The organism is Flavobacterium sp. JP2137 (assembly GCF_050562195.1).
Lineage (GTDB): Bacteria > Bacteroidota > Bacteroidia > Flavobacteriales > Flavobacteriaceae > Flavobacterium.
In genome coordinates this window covers 2,667,519-2,683,468 of the sequence record NZ_CP191647.1, presented here as the reverse complement: position 1 = coordinate 2,683,468, position 15,950 = coordinate 2,667,519, and the positions used below count along the sequence as shown (strand labels likewise).

General features: G+C 47.2%; 15 protein-coding genes. 3 read left to right on the top strand and 12 right to left on the bottom strand.

Annotated elements, in window-relative coordinates:
• Positions 1-3 precede the first annotated feature (3 nt).
• From ACQZ43_RS11810 to ACQZ43_RS11800, 3 genes are all read right to left on the bottom strand, one after another.
• Complete coding sequence (locus ACQZ43_RS11810; RefSeq protein ID WP_430612890.1) at positions 4-621, bottom strand: hypothetical protein; 618 nt, start codon at positions 619-621, stop codon at positions 4-6.
• Positions 622-647: 26 nt separating this feature from the next.
• Entirely contained in the window at positions 648-1,733 is a 1,086-nt protein-coding gene (gene dnaX, locus ACQZ43_RS11805; protein ID WP_430612889.1) for a DNA polymerase III subunit gamma/tau, read from the bottom strand.
• Positions 1,734-1,801: 68 nt separating this feature from the next.
• Positions 1,802-2,509: a DUF4294 domain-containing protein gene (locus tag ACQZ43_RS11800; protein ID WP_430612888.1), complete on the bottom strand. Its 708-nt coding sequence runs from the start codon at positions 2,507-2,509 to the stop codon at positions 1,802-1,804.
• An 80-nt stretch (positions 2,510-2,589) separates the two neighbouring features.
• Here ACQZ43_RS11800 and ACQZ43_RS11795 point away from each other — a divergent pair, with 80 nt between their 5' ends.
• Positions 2,590-3,678, top strand: a complete 1,089-nt coding sequence (locus ACQZ43_RS11795) for a M42 family metallopeptidase (protein WP_430612887.1) — start codon at positions 2,590-2,592, stop codon at positions 3,676-3,678.
• A 101-nt stretch (positions 3,679-3,779) separates the two neighbouring features.
• Here ACQZ43_RS11795 and ACQZ43_RS11790 read toward each other — a convergent pair whose 3' ends face one another.
• Complete coding sequence (locus ACQZ43_RS11790; RefSeq protein WP_430612886.1) at positions 3,780-4,991, bottom strand: NAD(P)/FAD-dependent oxidoreductase; 1,212 nt, start codon at positions 4,989-4,991, stop codon at positions 3,780-3,782.
• A gap of 331 nt (positions 4,992-5,322) precedes the next feature.
• Positions 5,323-5,787: a hypothetical protein gene (locus ACQZ43_RS11785; RefSeq protein ID WP_430612885.1), complete on the bottom strand. Its 465-nt coding sequence runs from the start codon at positions 5,785-5,787 to the stop codon at positions 5,323-5,325.
• Positions 5,788-6,138: 351 nt separating this feature from the next.
• Between ACQZ43_RS11785 and ACQZ43_RS11780 the strand changes: the two genes are divergently transcribed.
• On the top strand, positions 6,139-6,885 hold the full coding sequence (locus tag ACQZ43_RS11780) for an enhanced serine sensitivity protein SseB (protein WP_430612884.1): 747 nt from the start codon (positions 6,139-6,141) through the stop codon (positions 6,883-6,885).
• Positions 6,886-6,962: 77 nt separating this feature from the next.
• On the opposite strand, the gene ACQZ43_RS11775 is transcribed toward ACQZ43_RS11780, so the two are convergent.
• The gene (locus ACQZ43_RS11775; protein WP_430612883.1) at positions 6,963-9,854 is read right to left on the bottom strand and encodes an alpha/beta hydrolase family protein; all 2,892 of its coding nucleotides are present in this window, start codon (positions 9,852-9,854) and stop codon (positions 6,963-6,965) included.
• 302 nt (positions 9,855-10,156) lie between these two features.
• Here ACQZ43_RS11775 and ACQZ43_RS11770 point away from each other — a divergent pair, with 302 nt between their 5' ends.
• Positions 10,157-10,879 carry an SDR family oxidoreductase gene (locus tag ACQZ43_RS11770; protein ID WP_430612881.1) on the top strand — a complete coding sequence of 241 codons (723 nt, stop codon included), beginning with the start codon at positions 10,157-10,159 and terminating at the stop codon, positions 10,877-10,879.
• 29 nt (positions 10,880-10,908) lie between these two features.
• Here the strand turns inward: ACQZ43_RS11770 and ACQZ43_RS11765 are convergent, their stop codons facing one another.
• The 6 genes from ACQZ43_RS11765 to ACQZ43_RS11740 all read right to left on the bottom strand — a co-directional run bounded on the left by ACQZ43_RS11765 (position 10,909) and on the right by ACQZ43_RS11740 (position 15,943).
• Entirely contained in the window at positions 10,909-11,247 is a 339-nt protein-coding gene (locus ACQZ43_RS11765) for a hypothetical protein (protein WP_430612879.1), read from the bottom strand.
• Between the two features lie 109 nt (positions 11,248-11,356).
• The gene (gene bioA / locus ACQZ43_RS11760) at positions 11,357-12,628 is read right to left on the bottom strand and encodes an adenosylmethionine--8-amino-7-oxononanoate transaminase (RefSeq protein WP_430612877.1); all 1,272 of its coding nucleotides are present in this window, start codon (positions 12,626-12,628) and stop codon (positions 11,357-11,359) included.
• Entirely contained in the window at positions 12,625-13,608 is a 984-nt protein-coding gene (bioB, locus tag ACQZ43_RS11755; RefSeq protein WP_430612875.1) for a biotin synthase BioB, read from the bottom strand. The genes bioA and bioB overlap by 4 nt, the downstream gene beginning before the upstream one ends.
• A 2-nt stretch (positions 13,609-13,610) precedes the next feature.
• Positions 13,611-14,222 (bottom strand): dethiobiotin synthase, encoded by a 612-nt coding sequence (gene bioD / locus ACQZ43_RS11750; protein WP_430612873.1) that lies wholly within the window; start codon positions 14,220-14,222, stop codon positions 13,611-13,613.
• Positions 14,209-15,333, bottom strand: coding sequence for an aminotransferase class I/II-fold pyridoxal phosphate-dependent enzyme (locus ACQZ43_RS11745; protein ID WP_430612871.1), 1,125 nt, complete (start codon positions 15,331-15,333; stop codon positions 14,209-14,211). The genes bioD and ACQZ43_RS11745 overlap by 14 nt, the downstream gene beginning before the upstream one ends.
• A 1-nt stretch (position 15,334) precedes the next feature.
• The gene (locus tag ACQZ43_RS11740; protein WP_430612868.1) at positions 15,335-15,943 is read right to left on the bottom strand and encodes a hypothetical protein; all 609 of its coding nucleotides are present in this window, start codon (positions 15,941-15,943) and stop codon (positions 15,335-15,337) included.
• Positions 15,944-15,950: the final 7 nt, after the last annotated feature.

Here is a 15,950-nt window from a genome sequence, read left to right as displayed (position 1 = left end):
CGTTTACATCTTGGTGATATCCAGTTCAAAGGTGCGCACCAACATTTCCAAAGCGGGGTTGATTTGATTGAGGTGGTTGTATTTGTCCTCGGGTGTAAAAGCGCGTTTAATCGTGATTTGCTCGTTTACCGTAATGTGTATTTCCAAGTCGTAATTGTTCAATCGCTTGCGCAGAAAATTGACCAACTCGTATTTGTTTTCGTCAAAGCTCAGCTTAGAACCCTCATTGGGCAATTCAATCGCCACGATTACCCCTTCTAAATGGGGCTGACACATTCCCATCAGCGAACACATCAGCATGAGCCCCGATTGACTCAAGCGGTTGGAATAATAATTCCAATGCTCCATCAACTGCTCCATCGTAAAGGAATCCTTGGGCAGATCTTCTAAATTGACCACTTTTTTCTGTAGGGAAGCTTCGAGTTCTTTTTTCGAACGGATACTCGACAGGGACAGGGCCGAGACCTTTTTGGTCAAAACCGGTGGTTTTACCGCTTCTTTCGACTCGATTTCAACTTCCGGCACCACAGCGACTTCCGAGGAAACTTCCGCGGTGGGTTGTTCCTCTTGAATTGGCTCTGCGCGAGCAGTTGCTGCTGTTGCCACTGAGGCAGTGGACACAGCACCCGGTAAAAAATGCGGGGGAATTATATAGTGCTTACTTTTTTTTTTTCGCCTTCAAAAGTAATCGAAGCCAACTGCATCAAACACAACTCGACGAGCAATCTTTGATTCTGGCTGGTTTTGTATTTTAAATCGCAGCTGTTGGCGATTTCTATGCCCTCTAAAAGGAAGGCCATGGAAGTTTTTTGAGATTGTTCGCCAAACAATTGTTTACCGTGTTCACCGATTTCCAACAAACTCAAGGTCGAAGGTGTTTTGCAAACCATCAAATCCCTAAAATGGGATGCCATACCGGCAACGAAGTGATGTCCGTCAAATCCCTTGGCCAAGATATCGTCAAAAGCCAAGAGCAGATTCGGTATATCCTGAATCAAAATCATGTCGGTAATTCGAATGTAATATTCAAAATCCAAGACGTTTAGATTTTCCGCTACTGCCTGACGGGTTAAGTGATTGCCGCAATACGATACCACGCGGTCAAAGATGGACAAGGCGTCGCGCATGGCGCCGTCTGCCTTTTGAGCGATGATGTGTAAGGCATCGTCTTCAAAGGTAATCTGCTGGCTGGTAGCCACTTCGGCCAAATGGTTTTTGGCGTCTAAAATCGTGATTCTCTTAAAATCAAATATTTGACAACGCGATAAAATCGTCGGAATAATCTTGTGTTTTTCCGTGGTCGCCAATATAAAAATCGCGTGGCGCGGCGGCTCTTCCAGGGTCTTTAAAAAAGCGTTAAAGGCCGCAGAGGAAAGCATGTGCACCTCATCGATGATATACACTTTATACTTGCCGGTTTGGGGCGGTATACGCACTTGGTCAATCAAATTTCGAATGTCGTCTACCGAGTTGTTAGAAGCGGCATCCAATTCAAAGACATTAAAGGCAAAATCCTCTTCGGGATCGTCATAGCCCTCCTGATTGATGTTTCGAGCCAAAATACGGGCACAGGTTGTTTTTCCCACTCCACGAGGACCGGTAAAAAGCAAGGCCTGGGCCAAGTGATTGTTTTCTATGGCATTGATCAGGGTATTCGTAATAGCCTGCTGCCCCACTACATCTTTAAATGTTTGAGGTCTGTATTTTCGAGCTGATACGATAAACTGTTCCATAGAAATAATATTAGGGCAAATATAATCTATTTTTTAGGAAGATTAAAACCTCTAAGGCTGAAAAAAGCCTATTCTTTTAACTCCACCGGATAAGCCTCTGAGTTTCCGATTTGAGCCTCCCATTTTTTTCTCAAGGCATTAAAATCTATGGGGGGATTTGCCTGCTGATACGTCAAACGGTAGTTGTAAAAGAGGTAATTCAACTGGGTTTCTATATAAAAATCTTCCAAATCGGTATCGGGATGGTATTCGGACTTGAGGTTGAGATCAAACATGCGTGCGGTGTTGTTGGACCAAAATGCCGACCAACCGCTTTTAAACTCCTTGATCAGGCTAAAAGTCGTATTGCCCGTTTGTCGGTGGATGAGTTTGATTAATATGCGACCGTCTTTTCGCGAGAGCTTTTTTAAGCGCTCTTTAAATTCCGATTCCAAATACTTTTGCGATCGACTGATGTAGGTATTCCGCTGACGACGCGTTTCCATCTTGGCCAAGTTGGCGTTGAGAATCGTCAGGTTTTCCGCCGTAGCGCGGGCATAGGGATACACCCTTAAAATCCGATTGCGCAAGACGTTCATCTCGCGCAGGTATTTTTCCTCCCTTTCGTTGACGCCGATAAAGATTTCGGGCATGGTATAAAATTCAGCAATACTGTCTTGTTCCCGTTGACTCATCGCCGGATCATCGGGAATCTGAGGAACGGGTTTAAGCTTCTCTTGTGCCTGTACACCAAGGGAGAAGGTCAAGAAAGCCAGAAGTAATACTAATTTTTTCATAGTTGTTAATTATGTTCAAAAATATACAATTTATTCGATTTGTATCGGCTCTAATGGGTAATTTAGCAAAAAATATTAGCATGAGTGAAAAAACGATCTTAACCGAAAAATCCCTAGCATTTTTAGAGCAATATTTAAACAATGCAGCACCTACGGGCTATGAAAGCAGTGGGCAAAAACTGTGGATGAACTATTTAAAACCCTATGTAGACACGTTTATAACCGATACCTATGGAACCGCCGTTGGAGTGATCAATCCGGAGGCGCCCTTTAGGGTAATTATCGAAGGACATGCCGATGAGATTTCGTGGTATGTCAATTACATCTCCGAAGAGGGCTTTATCTACGTCATCAGAAATGGCGGTAGCGATCACCAGATTGCGCCGTCCAAGCGCGTAAACATACACACCAAAAAAGGCCTTGTAAACGGGGTATTCGGCTGGCCGGCCATACATACGCGCAACCGCGCCAAGGAAGAGAGTCCTACGGTGGAGAACATCTTTGTCGATTGCGGTTGCGATTCCAAGGCCGAAGTGGAAGCACTTGGCGTTCACGTGGGTTGTGTCATCACTTATCCCGATACCTTTAGCATCTTAAACGGCAACAAATTCGTTTGCCGCGCCCTAGACAATCGCGTCGGCGGTTTTATGATTGCAGAAGTCGCTCGTTTACTCAAGGAAAACGGTAAAAAACTCCCTTTTGGATTGTATATCACCAATTCGGTACAAGAAGAAATCGGCCTGAGAGGCGCCGAAATGATTGCGCAAACCCTCAAACCCAACATCGCCATAGTCACCGATGTTTGCCACGACTCTTCCACGCCGATGGTGGATAAAAAAATTGAAGGAGAAATCAAAATCGGTCGGGGTCCCGTAATTACCTACGCCCCTGCGGTGCAAAACCACCTTCGCGATTTGATTATCGATACCGCGGAAAGCGAAAAAATTCCCTTCCAGCGCTTGGCTTCATCTCGAGTGACGGGAACCGATACCGATGCCTTTGCATACAGCAACGGCGGTGTAGCTTCCGCATTGATTTCCCTGCCCTTGCGCTATATGCACACCACGGTAGAGATGATACACCAAAGCGATGTGGAAAATGTCATTCGACTGATTTACCACACCGTATTAAACCTCCAAGAGGGCGAAGATTTTTGTTATTACAAATAAGATACGCAAAAAAAAGCTCTTGGACAAGTTGTCCAAGAGCCTTTTAATGCTTGATTTTCTAATTCATTACCCATTTTATATTATAAATATAGTCATTTTTTTTACAATAACCTAGACAATTCAAATAATTTTATCCTATTATCCTCTTTTCCTTCAATTAGATTCGCTAAAATTTGAGCGGCTATCATGCTAAAGGTAATTCCATTACCGCCATACCCCAAGGCAAACAACATTTTATCGCCTGTTTTCCACGGACCGATCAGCGGCAATCCATCTGCTGTATTGCTAAAGGTACCGCACCACGTCATGGCGGGAATAAAAGTGATTTCGGGAAAAAGCTGTTTAAACTGCCGCAGTAACTTTTCCTTTTTCGCGCGAATCAGCCGATCTCTTTTGACGGGATCTCTAAAGGGCACGTCTTCTCCACCGATGATTATTCTGTTGTCTTCCGTGCTGCGCATATAGAAATAGGGCTGTGCCGTATTCCATATCAGGCAGCGCTCTTTCCACAGCGCATCGGCCGCTAGCGGTTGCGAAATCACCGCATAGGTCGATTCCAGTTTCATCAAGGGTTTGGGCAAAAACCGACCCGCTTCAAAACCCGCAGCGATAATCACGTATTGACAACTCACTTGATGCCCTTGGTCGGAATACAACAGATAGCCCGCTTCGGTCTTTTTATAATCGACAATCTCCGTATGGGTAAACAGTTGCAGTTGTTTCTTTTTGCGGCGGTATTCCAAGAGTGCTGTCGCTGCTTTATAGGAATCCATCTGTGCGGAAGTGTCGTTGTACAAGGCGCCCGGAGCGCTGATGTGGAAGCTGTCGCGCAGCTTGTCTTTATCGATAAAGCACACGGGCAGACCGTGTTTTTCTCGGGCTTTAAACTCCTTGCGCAACAGTCGTAACCCCCTGTTGTTATCGGCTAAAAACAAGGTGGGCACCCTTCTAAAATCCGGATCGATGCCCAAGTCGGCAAAGGTGTTTTCCAAATCGGTAATCGACTGCAAACTCGCTCGATAAGCCGCTACGGCTTTCTCCTCGCCTATATCTTTAATCAAGTCGCACAAGAGCACGTCTATTTCATATTGCAACTGCGCGGTACTGGCTATGGTGCTTCCCATAGCGGGAGAACGCCGATCAAAGACACTGCATTCGATGCCGCGGCCACACAGTTCATTGGCGACTAAGGCGCCCGTAATTCCCGATCCAATAATCGCTACCTGTACCTTTACGTCCTTGTCCAAAGGATTGAATTGGTTGTACAAGGCATTTTTCGCCATCCAAAAAGGCAGTCCCGAATGTAAATCCATAAATCATTTTATTTTCGATGAATCCTCTTTGTTAAACCGCAGTGCGTTTCAGTACACAATTTACTAAATAAGTTGCAATTCCTTATAAATATATTAAATATGCACAACAAACATCCTTTAAAAACCAACTAATTAAGAATTACAAACGACCCTATTTTGGGGAAGCTCGGCTGCTTCGTTAGAGCTGTTTACGCGCTTTGACAGCTGCGCGCGTTATTCTCGGGTAATACAGCCTTAAAAACAGTAGGCGCTAACTCCCAGAAATTCCTTACAGAACCCCTGCTGAGTTAACGCCTACCCGAACGGAAAATTTACGCGTTACCCGCCGGTTTTACTTGCGGCCGTTTTCGAAGAAAATCGTGCCATACTCCCCGGTCAAACTCTCTAAGGTAAAGAATTCAATAAAGGTATTTCTCTCCTTGTATTTAAACAGCACGGCATAGTCACGACCCGACTCCGATGCGTCGATTTGCGTGATATAATCCAACCCCATTTCCTCGCAATACAGATTGGTTTCCACGTCAAATTCGGCTACGCGGCTGAATTCTTCTCCTTTTTTATCGGTATAAGTAAGGGTGGCTACTACCCTATCGCCCTTGGTTGCATTCAGTTGCAGCTGTGCCGCTTTTTCATTGACAAATCCTTGGTAAGTCGCTGCTATATGTCGCGCCGGACTGCCGCATGAGCCCTTAGGCCCCAAGTCGCCACCGCCATTGTCGTCGCTACTGCTGCAAGCAGCTATAAAAACCACGCTTAGCAAGGCCAAAAAAAACACTAGGGAATTCCTCTTTTTCATAGTACAGTTCATTTAATTTCAAATGTTAAAAAAAATATTATATATCAAATATATAAGATTTTTTAAATTAATACAATTATAATTTGATATAATTTACCGTAAATACCTCACTATAAGCGATTCATAATCCCCCTTGGTTCCGTTAAACTTTCGACACTTTCTTAAAAAAAGGAGTCTACAGCAGCGGGTTTTCACACCGCCCTACGCTACATTTTGCCAATCCTTCGTTTTAGAAAGGGGAAAAAGGCGGTGTTTTACTTGGGAAAAGCCCTTTGTTTTACTTATTTTTGAACGTTTATAGTTCGATAAAAGAAACAACTTTCAACTAGTTCCCCTAAAAAATTAAACGATTTGAAAAAGCTCCCTTTAAAAGAGATTCTAGAAAAAGCCGGTCATGATGCCCAATACCGAGAAGCGTTTTACAAGCGTTTTTTGGAGGAGACGGTCTATGTATTAACCCAGAAAGACCCCATGGGAAAGAGCGACGCTAGCACGGCAGATTTAAAAAAGCTTCCCATAGTGGTATTTCCCAATCAGGTTATTCCGGTATTTACAGAAGTCGGCTGCGCCTTTGAACAGCCCGCCCTGAGAGACGAGGTAAATGCCGTGCCTATAAACGGACGGGCATTTTTGGAAATGGCGCAGACCGCTGCCGTAGTAGTCAATCCGTTTTCCGCGGTATACAAGGAGTTGATCCCCTTGGAGATTTCCGAAATGCTCAGCGGTGCGGTTTTTCACCAACCGACCAATATACTCAAGACGAAGCAGACCATGCCGGTACAAATCGGTCAACCCAAGGAATACCCCACGGCTTTAGTGGCTGCGTTAAAGGATTTGTTTAAGACGCAACCCGCGGTTGCCGCAGCGCATATCGGTTGGATTTACAATCCGGCCATCGGCGACCCGCCTCATTATATATTTGCTTTGGAATGTCCGCCACAGGATATGAAAAGAATAACGGATTTAGCCGCCATCGCGTCCAAACCCTTTGTAAAACCCGATCAGTTTGTCGATTTTATGCTGCTGGACCAAGAGGGCGACATCAGTCGTTATTTTTACGAGCAAACCCAAGCGTTCTACGTCAAGTCATCGGTATAGCTATTTTGGCCAATGCCCTTAGCAACTCCGTCCATAAAAAAAGGCTGCCTCCATAACGAGACAGCCTTTTTTTGAGCTTAGTCAACCAATTCCAATCCCCAGGTTTTCCCCTTTAAGACGGCGGGTACCCCCGAGTCCATCCAAACGGGCATCGGCGCTCCTTTTAAGTAGTGGTCAAAGAATTGCTGTTCGCGAATTTGGATGTCCTTGCGATTCTGCCTTTGCATCAGGTTGTGTTCGTCGCCGTTGTAATTGAGCATCCACACGGGTTTGCCCAATCTTCTAAGCGCGGTAAACATCTCTATACCTTGATACCAAGGCACGGCGCCATCGTTGTCATTGTGCATGATTGCCACCGGTGTTTCCACGCGGTTCATAAAGAACAAGGGCGAGTTTTCAATGTATAAATCGTGTGCATCCCAGAGGTTTGCTCCTATTCTACTCTGTGTTTTTTCATATTGAAATTGGCGGTTCATTCCGGTTGACCAGCGAATCCCCCCGTATGCAGAAGTCATATTCACCACCGGTGCTCCAGACCAGGCTGCGGCATATCTCGTGGTTCTCGTTATTAGATGAGCCACCTGATAGCCCCCCCAACTTTGGCCTTGTATGCCTACTTTTGTAGCGTCGACCCAAGGGTTTTGCTCTAAAAAGTCCACGCCCGAATTGATGTACTCCTCTGCAGAACGACCGGGATAACCCGTTTCATAACGGATGTCCGGCGTAAATACCAAATAGCCGTTACTGACGAAATAGGAGATGTTTAAACGCGAAGGTGTTGGCGCAGGAGCCTCATAACGGTGTAGGTTATCGCTCAGTTTTTCATAGAAATACACGATCATCGGATACTTCTTACGCGCATCAAAATCTTCGGGTTTGTATAAGACGCCGGTAGCGGCCTTGCCCGTAGCGGTAGTCCAATGAACCAATTCAGCGGTTCCCCAGTTGTAATCGGATTGCTGCGGATTGGTAGCGATCAAGGGCGTTACGGTATTAAAATCGGCAGTGACAAACAAACTTGGCGCTTGTACAAAGGATTCTTTGGCGTATAAATAGGTGTCGGCGTTTTTGGCCTTAATCAGGGCATTATTGCTAAACACGGGCTCCATGCGCAGCAATTGCGGTTGTTGCGTCGCCTGAACGGCTGTGGTATAAAAACCGGCTTCTTTGGTCGTTTCGTCAAAAGCCGACAACAGCAGTGGAGCCGTTCGCGAAACACTTCTGATTTCCGGGTCAAATTTATTTAATTCGAATCGAATGCGGTGATCGCGACCATATCCCTTGGTCACACAAACGGGACTCTTGGAGCCGTTCAGAGAAAACTCCCAAATATCGTAGCGGTCTTTGATGAGTACCGTCTCGTCCCTATCGGTCCATTCGGCAATTCCATAAGCAGGAGATTGATCGGGCATATCGAATTCTTCGTCGGCAAAAGCCACGGCAAGTCCGCTATTCAACAACCGGTGTTTGGATTGTTGGCGGTCGTAGCTATACCAGTTGCCGCGGTCTTTGTTAAAATACACCAGGTATTTGCCCAAAGGCGAGCTAAAGGCTGTGCCATTGAGCCCCGCAACGATCAATTTGGCGCGACCGCTACGAACGTCGATCTCGTAATAATCGCGAGCTGCTACTCCGGTCCATTGCGTAGCCAGTCGACCTTGGGTGTCGGAATACCCCAATACCCAATCGGCATTTCCCTGGTTTACCCAAACGACTTCTCGTATATCGGTATCGCCCAAAGGTACTACAGCGGGCTGTGCGCCCAAATCTATGGTCGCGAGGTAGCTGCGCTTTAATTCCTTTTCCAAATTTTTGAGCTGTATCGTTTGCAGATAGTCGTCTTTGTAATGCCATACATCTACTATGGCATGATCTTCGGCTATGATCGTCGTGTCTTGAGCTGTTTTTAGCGGAGCAATTCCAAAGAAAAGCCGTTTGCCGTTTTGGCTAAACTGCGGTTTGCTGTTTTCGGAGACGCTCCATTTTTCCGGTAAACCCTTGGTTTTCTCCGCTGCCAGTACGCGGGCTTTGCCCTTTTTAAAACTGCTGTATAAGCGGTAAACTTTCGGCTCTACTTTGGATTCGCTCGTCGTACCGATAAATGCGAGACGTTGGGCGGAATCGTCAAAAGCGAGTTGAGAAAAGCTTCCTTTTTCCTCCCATACCACGGTCTGTTCCCAGGTGTCGGTATCGATTAAGATTACGCCGTACACCCCCGACTTTGCCGCGGTCTTGGTGCTGTCGACCTGCTGATCGACTTCTTGGGTGGCTAGGGCGAGGTACTTTCCGTTTTTGCTGAATTCGTATTCCACCACCGCTTCGACCGTCAATTGTTTTCCGCTTTGCAAATCGAGTAAAACCAACGGTAGGGGTTCGGCTTTTTTATCTTTCTGCTTCGCCTTTGGGTCGTCTTTTTTCGCGCTGGTCGCCTCGGTTTTTAAGCTGTCTGCTTTTGTTTCTTGCGGCTCTTTTTCGCGTAAGTACGCTAGTTTTGCCCCTCCCTTTTCGGGGATTTTATACGATTTTACCCGCGCAATTTTGGTGATACTCCAATCGGATAGCGCAACCACCGCCAAGCTGTCCTTGGGCAAATCCGCTTCCTTTTTCTTTTTTATCTTCACCGCTCTTAAATCGGTATAAAAGGGTTTAATCAGAGCTGCCACAAACTGAGAGTCGCTGGTAAATGCCGCGTTTTCCCCTCTGGGTATTTGCAGTTCCGCGGCCTGGTTTGCCGCTTTGACGTATAACAACTTGTCTCCTTCCTGTGGTGCGATTTGAAACCAAAGCGATTGCCCATCGGCCGAGAGCGCTTTGCCGCTTATGTTTTGCCAACCGTCGTAGACGCTGTGGTCAAGTGGTTTTTTTTGGGCGTTTGCACTCCCTATACACAAAGATATCCCCAGTATAAAAAGGCTTTTAAATCGATTGCTCATTGCGTTTGACTCGGTTAGGATTCCGATAAATTTCATGTTGTTAGGCTTTATATTTCCACCTCAAATTAAAGCATAATTGGCGTTACCCGCAACTAAGCAGTCCTTTTAAGCTTTTTCGCGGCCTAAATACTGCCCTTGGCCGTACTGTGGTCGCAATTATCCGGTTGAGCATATCCCTGTTATAAAGCCGTCGTTCTGGGAAAAATCAACTGTTTTATACATATTTACAGAATAAATACCGCACTATTTAAAAAAAAACTTATTTTTAGAGGGAGTAAGGATGAGAATTGCCACTCCTTCACTAGGACAATTGACCACTTTATCGACTACGGCTGCTTATGAAAAAAAAAGGTGTACTCATCACTGGAGCGAGTCGGGGAATTGGCTTGGCCATTGCCCAAAAACTGGCTTCACAAAACGTTTTCCCAATAGGGTTAGCACGAAACACGGTCGGAATTGATTTTCCGGGAGCGTTGTTTTCCTGTGATTTATTGAATTTTGAACAAACGGCCACGGTCTTAGGCCAAATTGCAGCGCAGTACGACATCTATGGCGTGGTCAACAACGTGGGGGTTTCGCTACCACAACCCTTGGAAGCTTTGGATTATATGAGTCTACAAACCGTTTGGGACTTAAACGTGCGGTCTGCCATACAGGTTACCCAGTTTTTTGTACCGGGGATGAAGCAATTGGGTTACGGGCGCATCGTTAACATTTGCAGCAGAGCCATACATGGCAATGTCGATAGAACGGCGTATTCCGCTGCCAAAAGCGCTTTGATTGGCTGTACCAAAACCTGGGCTTTGGAGTTTGCTCAATCGGGAATTACCTCCAATGCCGTTGCACCGGGTCCTATAGAAACCCTGCTGTTTCGCAGCTCGAGACCGCTGGGTAGTCAAGCGGAAAAACAAACCATCAATTCCGTGCCCATGAAGCGCATAGGACAGCCGCGAGAAGTTGCGGCAGCAGTCTGCTTTTTCTTAGCGGAAGAGGCCGGTTTTATCACGGGGCAAGTTTTGGGCGTCGATGGTGGTGCAAGTATTGCTGGTAAAGAAATTTAATCCTTCCCTACCAGCAGTTCCTCGCTTATTTAAGCTTCTCTTTTGATGATATCGGAGACAAACTCGTTTAAATCCGAGTCAAAGGTCGGTTGTTGCAACAATTCCATAGCCATGGATCTCAGCGCAATAAAAGCGTCTTGGCGAAAAGCGTCTCCAAAGCTCTCGGCATAAAAATTGCCGATTATTCCGAAAACACCAGCGATTTCCTCTTCTTTAACCTCTTTGACCACCTGATAGCGCCCGCGCAAAACGCCGGCTCCCACATGTGCTCCTATAGCGATGAGGTCGTCTATTTGCAGTTCCGCTTTCTGGGATTTCGCCTTTATCAAACCGTCCAGATTTTGAATAATCAAGTCTTGTATGTGCATGTTGTCTTCATTTTTTAACTCGGCAAATTTAAACAATTTATAACAGCAGCCCGCTATATTCTCACGGCAGTTGTAGCGCCTGTCGTCCGAGCGGATAGGCGTTGCTCGGCTACAGCTCTTCTAGGGCTGTTTGTATGGTGTTGTATATATAATCCAATTCCTCGTCTGCTATGCAATACGGAGGAAGTATGTACAGCACCTGCCCCAACGGCCGCAATACGATACCCCTTTCCATAAAATAGGTGTAGAGCGTTTGCCGAAAGGCGTTGAAATAGGAACCCGCTTGTTCGGTATGCCACTCCAAGGCGATTATGGTTCCCAGTTGGCGCACCTCTTTGATGCGCGGATGCCGGCGTACCGCTTGGGCAAAAGTGCCATGTTTTTGTACGATGCGCTCGATGGCATGCTGGGTTTCGGGCAGCAGCAGCAACTCCAAACTCGCAAGGGCGGCGGTACAGGCCAAGGGATTCGCGGTAAAGGAATGCCCGTGAAACAAAGCCCTGTGCTGATCGTCAGAGTAAAAAGCTTCGAAAATCACCGACGTACAGCTGGTGATTCCCAGGGGTAAGGTACCGCCGGTCAGTCCTTTGGAAAAACACATCAAATCCGGTTGTTCGGTCAAGTAATCGGCGGCAAACAATTTACCGCTTCGCCCAAATCCGGTAAATACTTCATCTTGAATAAGCAGTATGCTTTGACGGCGGCAAAACGCCATCAAATCGCTTAGGGCATCGGCTTCATACATCAGCATACCCGCGGATCCCTGCACCAGCGGCTCGTATATAAAACAGCAGACCTCCGTTGCTATAGCGCTTATTTGCCCTTTGATTTCATCGATGTTTTCCCGAGTTGGCGCATCGATAAAAACCACGTCAAACAGCAATTCCTCAAAGGGATTTGTCCACGCGCTACGACCGCTAACCGACATGGCACCAAAGGTATCTCCGTGGTAGGCGTTTTTTAAGGCGATGATCTTTCTCTTGCTCGTTCCGCGGTTGCGCCAAAACTGTAGGCACATCTTTAAGGCCACTTCGATTGCGGTAGAACCGTTGTCGGAATAAAAGATCTTTTGCTGCTTATCGGGCAATAAAGCCAAGAGGTTTTCGGAGAGTTCGACAGCGGGTTCGTGAGTGAATCCCGCAAATATCACCTGTTCCAATACGGTCAATTGGTGTGCGATGCGCTTGGCGATATACGGATGTGCATGGCCGTGTAGGGTAACCCACCACGAGGACACTGCATCGATATAGCGCTTTCCCGTTTCGTCGTATAAAAACACCCCTTCGCCCCGCACAATCGCTATGGCGGCATCGGCGGTTTTCATTTGGGTGTATGGATGCCAGTTAACCGCCTGATCCCGTTCTTTTAAACTCTTGATCATAGCGCTGCGCTTTCTTTTACCAGGGGCTTTAAGCCCAAATTGGCAAACATTTGTCTGTCTTCACTCATCCCGGGATTTGGGGTGACCAACAGGGTTTCTCGATCGCCGGAAAAAATGGAATTGGCTCCAGCCATAAAGCACCACGCCTGCTCCTCTTCCGTCATCTCTACCCGACCTGCACTGAGTCTAACCATGGATTGCGGCATGAGTATACGCGCCGTGGCAATCATGCGCACCATATCCCAGGTCTGTACCTTGGGCTGATGCTCCAAAGGCGTTCCCGCAACCCGAGCCAAGGCATTGACCGGTACCGACTCCGGGTGCTTGGGCATGGTGGCCAAAGTCATCAGCATGGACATGCGATCCTGATGCGTTTCGCCCAAACCAATAATTCCTCCGGAACAAACCGTTATCCCTGCTTTGCGAACGTGGTTAATCGTCTTTAGGCGGTCGTCAAATTTCCGAGTGCTAATGATTTCGTCGTAATAGTTTTCCGATGAGTCCAAATTGTGATTGTAGGCATGCAAGCCGGCGTCCTGCAAGCGAATGGCCTGCTCTTCAGTCAGCATACCCAAGGTACAGCACACTTCCAAGCCCAGTTCATTAACCCCTTTGACCATATCGATAATGCGGTCAAAATCGCGGTTATTGCGCACTTCCCTCCAAGCTGCCGCCATACAAAAACGCGAGGAGCCCGCATCCTTGGCCTGTTGTGCATGTGCAATTACTTCGGCAGTAGGCAGCAAGGCCTGTACCTTTATATCGGTGTGGTAGCGCGCAGCTTGCCCGCAATACGAACAATCCTCCGGACAGCCTCCTGTCTTGACAGACAATAGCGTACACACTTGAATCTCGTTGGCCTTGTGCCACTTTCTGTGTACGGTCGCCGCTTGGTAAATCAATTCCATCAGCGGTTGTTCGTAAATCTCGCGTACTTCTTCTTTGGTCCAGTTGTTTCTAATCTCTAAAGTTGTGTTCATTTCTATGTTAGTTTGCAATGTTTTATATGGTTGTAATCGATGGTTTGCAATTCGGGTATACGCACTAGCTGCGTGGTCGAATCCAGGGATTTAAGGATGACGCGTTCGGAAGCGGGATCCATAGCACCGTTGAACACCAGCTGCGCAATCGGAATGCCGCGTTGTTTTAGGTGTGCGATGGACAACAGGCTGTGATTGATGCATCCGAGGTAGTCGCGGACTACTAATACCACTGCTGCTTCGAGCCTTTCAATCAGATCAATCATGTAAAAATCATCCGAAATCGGTACCAATACGCCGCCTGCGCCCTCAATGATCAATCGGTTGTTCGTTTTGGGCAATACAAAATCGGTTGGCTTGATCAAAATCCCCTCCTGCGCCGCAGATTTATGAGGAGAGGCGGCCAGGGACAAGCGATACCGCTCGGGGTGAAATCGACTGTTTTCGCAGTGGGTCCACTTTTTGACTTGGTCGGTATCACTGCAATCCAAATCGCCCGACTGTATCGGTTTCCAATAGTCGGCTTGGAGTTGTTCTACGAATACCGCCGAGACCACCGTTTTTCCGACACCGGTACCAATACCCGTAATAAAAAGGTTTTTAGCTGTTTTCATGCTGATTCTTATGCGTTAATAAAGAGTGTAATTGCGTCATTTCCGCGGGAGTATTGTAGCTGTGTAAACAGATGCGCAGCCGCTCTTGGCCCACGGCCACGGTGGGACTCCGTATGGGCAATACCGAAAAACCGGCTTCGGCCAATTCTCCTGCCTTTTTTTGGACGGCGGCATTGCCCGAAATAATCAGGGGCTGTATGGGACTTAACAAGCCCGTCGAAGGCCGCTGTTGCAATTGAAGGTAAAAGCGAATGTTTTGCTGAAGCTGTATGGATAGATCCGGATTTTGGGCTAAAAAATCGTAGCCCTGTTCGATTGCCAACCACTGTACGTCGCTGGCAGCGGTACTGTAGATCAAGGGACTTCCAAAATTGACGATATACCGCCGCAGCAAGCGACTCCCCAAAACGGCAGCGCCGTGGCAGCCCAAGGCTTTTCCATAGGTAACCACCGTGGCAAATACCTGAGATTGCAGTTGAAGCTCCGCGACCAAACCCCAGCCAAAAACACCGAAAGCATGGGCTTCGTCAACGATTAACAGGGCGCGGTAGCGCTTGCATAGCGATAGCAATTCCCGCAGTGGTGCAAAACTGCCATCCATGGAATACACGCTTTCAACCGCTACAAAGCACTGTCCATGCGCGCGCGACAGCAGCCGCTCCAAATCGGCCAAATCGTTGTGCTTAAACTTCCATTTTTTTGCGGTATTCAATTGGCAACCGTCGTGGATCGAGCGATGAATATCGGCATCGACCAATACGGTATCGCCGCGTTGGGGAATACAGGAAAACAAGCACAGATTTGCCAAATAGCCCGAGGGGAATAAGGTAGCCGACTGTTGTTGCTGGTTTTGACTGATTTTTTGCTCTACCGCTTCTATACAAGTTGAATTGCCGGTGAGCAGTCGAGAGCCCGTGCTGCCTAAAAGGCTGGACGGACGGCTTGCAACCGCATCGAACAGCCGTTTTTCAAAGCGGCTGTTCCGCGCCAGACCCAAATAGTCGTTGGACGCAAAATCAATCGGCGGAGCAGCGGTTTCCAAACTGCGCAACAGCCCCAAATCCGCCTGCGTCTTTAAACGCGCTTCCAATATCAAATCCGAGTCGCCCATCTTAGACCACTTCTTTTACCAGGGCGTTAAACCATTGGGTGTGCAAGTCGTTTTCCATGGCGACCACCGCTTGGGCAATCGCTTCCCAATCGTCGGAAAAAGCCCTTAATTGGGTGAGCATCTCCTCCAGATGTCCCGCCTCTTCCAAGATAATTGACCGGACCATAACCCTGCTGTGTTGTGCTGTTAACACTTGTTGATATACGGGATACAGCTCGTCTGCCCGGACTTCTATCGCATAGGTAACAAAGAGGTAGGCGGCAAATTTTAAGGCTGCTCCCGATAGACCAAAGTGCTTTTTAAGCAGGCGACAGGCCTTTAAATCCAATCGATTCAAGTATTGTTGTGTGGGTACTGCGGCTAATAATTCTGCGGCTTCAAATGTCGGGCAGGCTAGTGGATCTATTTTTTGAATCTGCTTTTTTAAGTAATAAGCGTGTCGGTGTTCCTCTGCCGCGTGCTTAAGTTGAAGCAGACTCACCGTTTGAGGATCTTCGCAACTCGATATCTTCCGCGCGCCGGCATTCTCCATAAATGAAAGTGTGTTTAAAAATCGGGCGTGTAAGCCCGGTGTCTTAACGACGATTTCCAGCAAATTAATCCATTCCATATATTTC

Coding starts and splice junctions, on each gene's coding strand:
- dnaX (WP_430612889.1), bottom strand. CDS start 1,733: ATGGAACAGTTTATCGTATCAGCTCGAAAATACAGACCTCAAACATTT.
- ACQZ43_RS11800 (WP_430612888.1), bottom strand. CDS start 2,509: ATGAAAAAATTAGTATTACTTCTGGCTTTCTTGACCTTCTCCCTTGGT.
- ACQZ43_RS11795 (WP_430612887.1), top strand. CDS start 2,590: ATGAGTGAAAAAACGATCTTAACCGAAAAATCCCTAGCATTTTTAGAG.
- ACQZ43_RS11790 (WP_430612886.1), bottom strand. CDS start 4,991: ATGGATTTACATTCGGGACTGCCTTTTTGGATGGCGAAAAATGCCTTG.
- ACQZ43_RS11785 (WP_430612885.1), bottom strand. CDS start 5,787: ATGAAAAAGAGGAATTCCCTAGTGTTTTTTTTGGCCTTGCTAAGCGTG.
- ACQZ43_RS11775 (WP_430612883.1), bottom strand. CDS start 9,854: ATGAAATTTATCGGAATCCTAACCGAGTCAAACGCAATGAGCAATCGA.
- ACQZ43_RS11770 (WP_430612881.1), top strand. CDS start 10,157: ATGAAAAAAAAAGGTGTACTCATCACTGGAGCGAGTCGGGGAATTGGC.
- ACQZ43_RS11765 (WP_430612879.1), bottom strand. CDS start 11,247: ATGCACATACAAGACTTGATTATTCAAAATCTGGACGGTTTGATAAAG.
- bioA (WP_430612877.1), bottom strand. CDS start 12,628: ATGATCAAGAGTTTAAAAGAACGGGATCAGGCGGTTAACTGGCATCCA.
- bioB (WP_430612875.1), bottom strand. CDS start 13,608: ATGAACACAACTTTAGAGATTAGAAACAACTGGACCAAAGAAGAAGTA.
- bioD (WP_430612873.1), bottom strand. CDS start 14,222: ATGAAAACAGCTAAAAACCTTTTTATTACGGGTATTGGTACCGGTGTC.
- ACQZ43_RS11745 (WP_430612871.1), bottom strand. CDS start 15,333: ATGGGCGACTCGGATTTGATATTGGAAGCGCGTTTAAAGACGCAGGCG.
- ACQZ43_RS11740 (WP_430612868.1), bottom strand. CDS start 15,943: ATGGAATGGATTAATTTGCTGGAAATCGTCGTTAAGACACCGGGCTTA.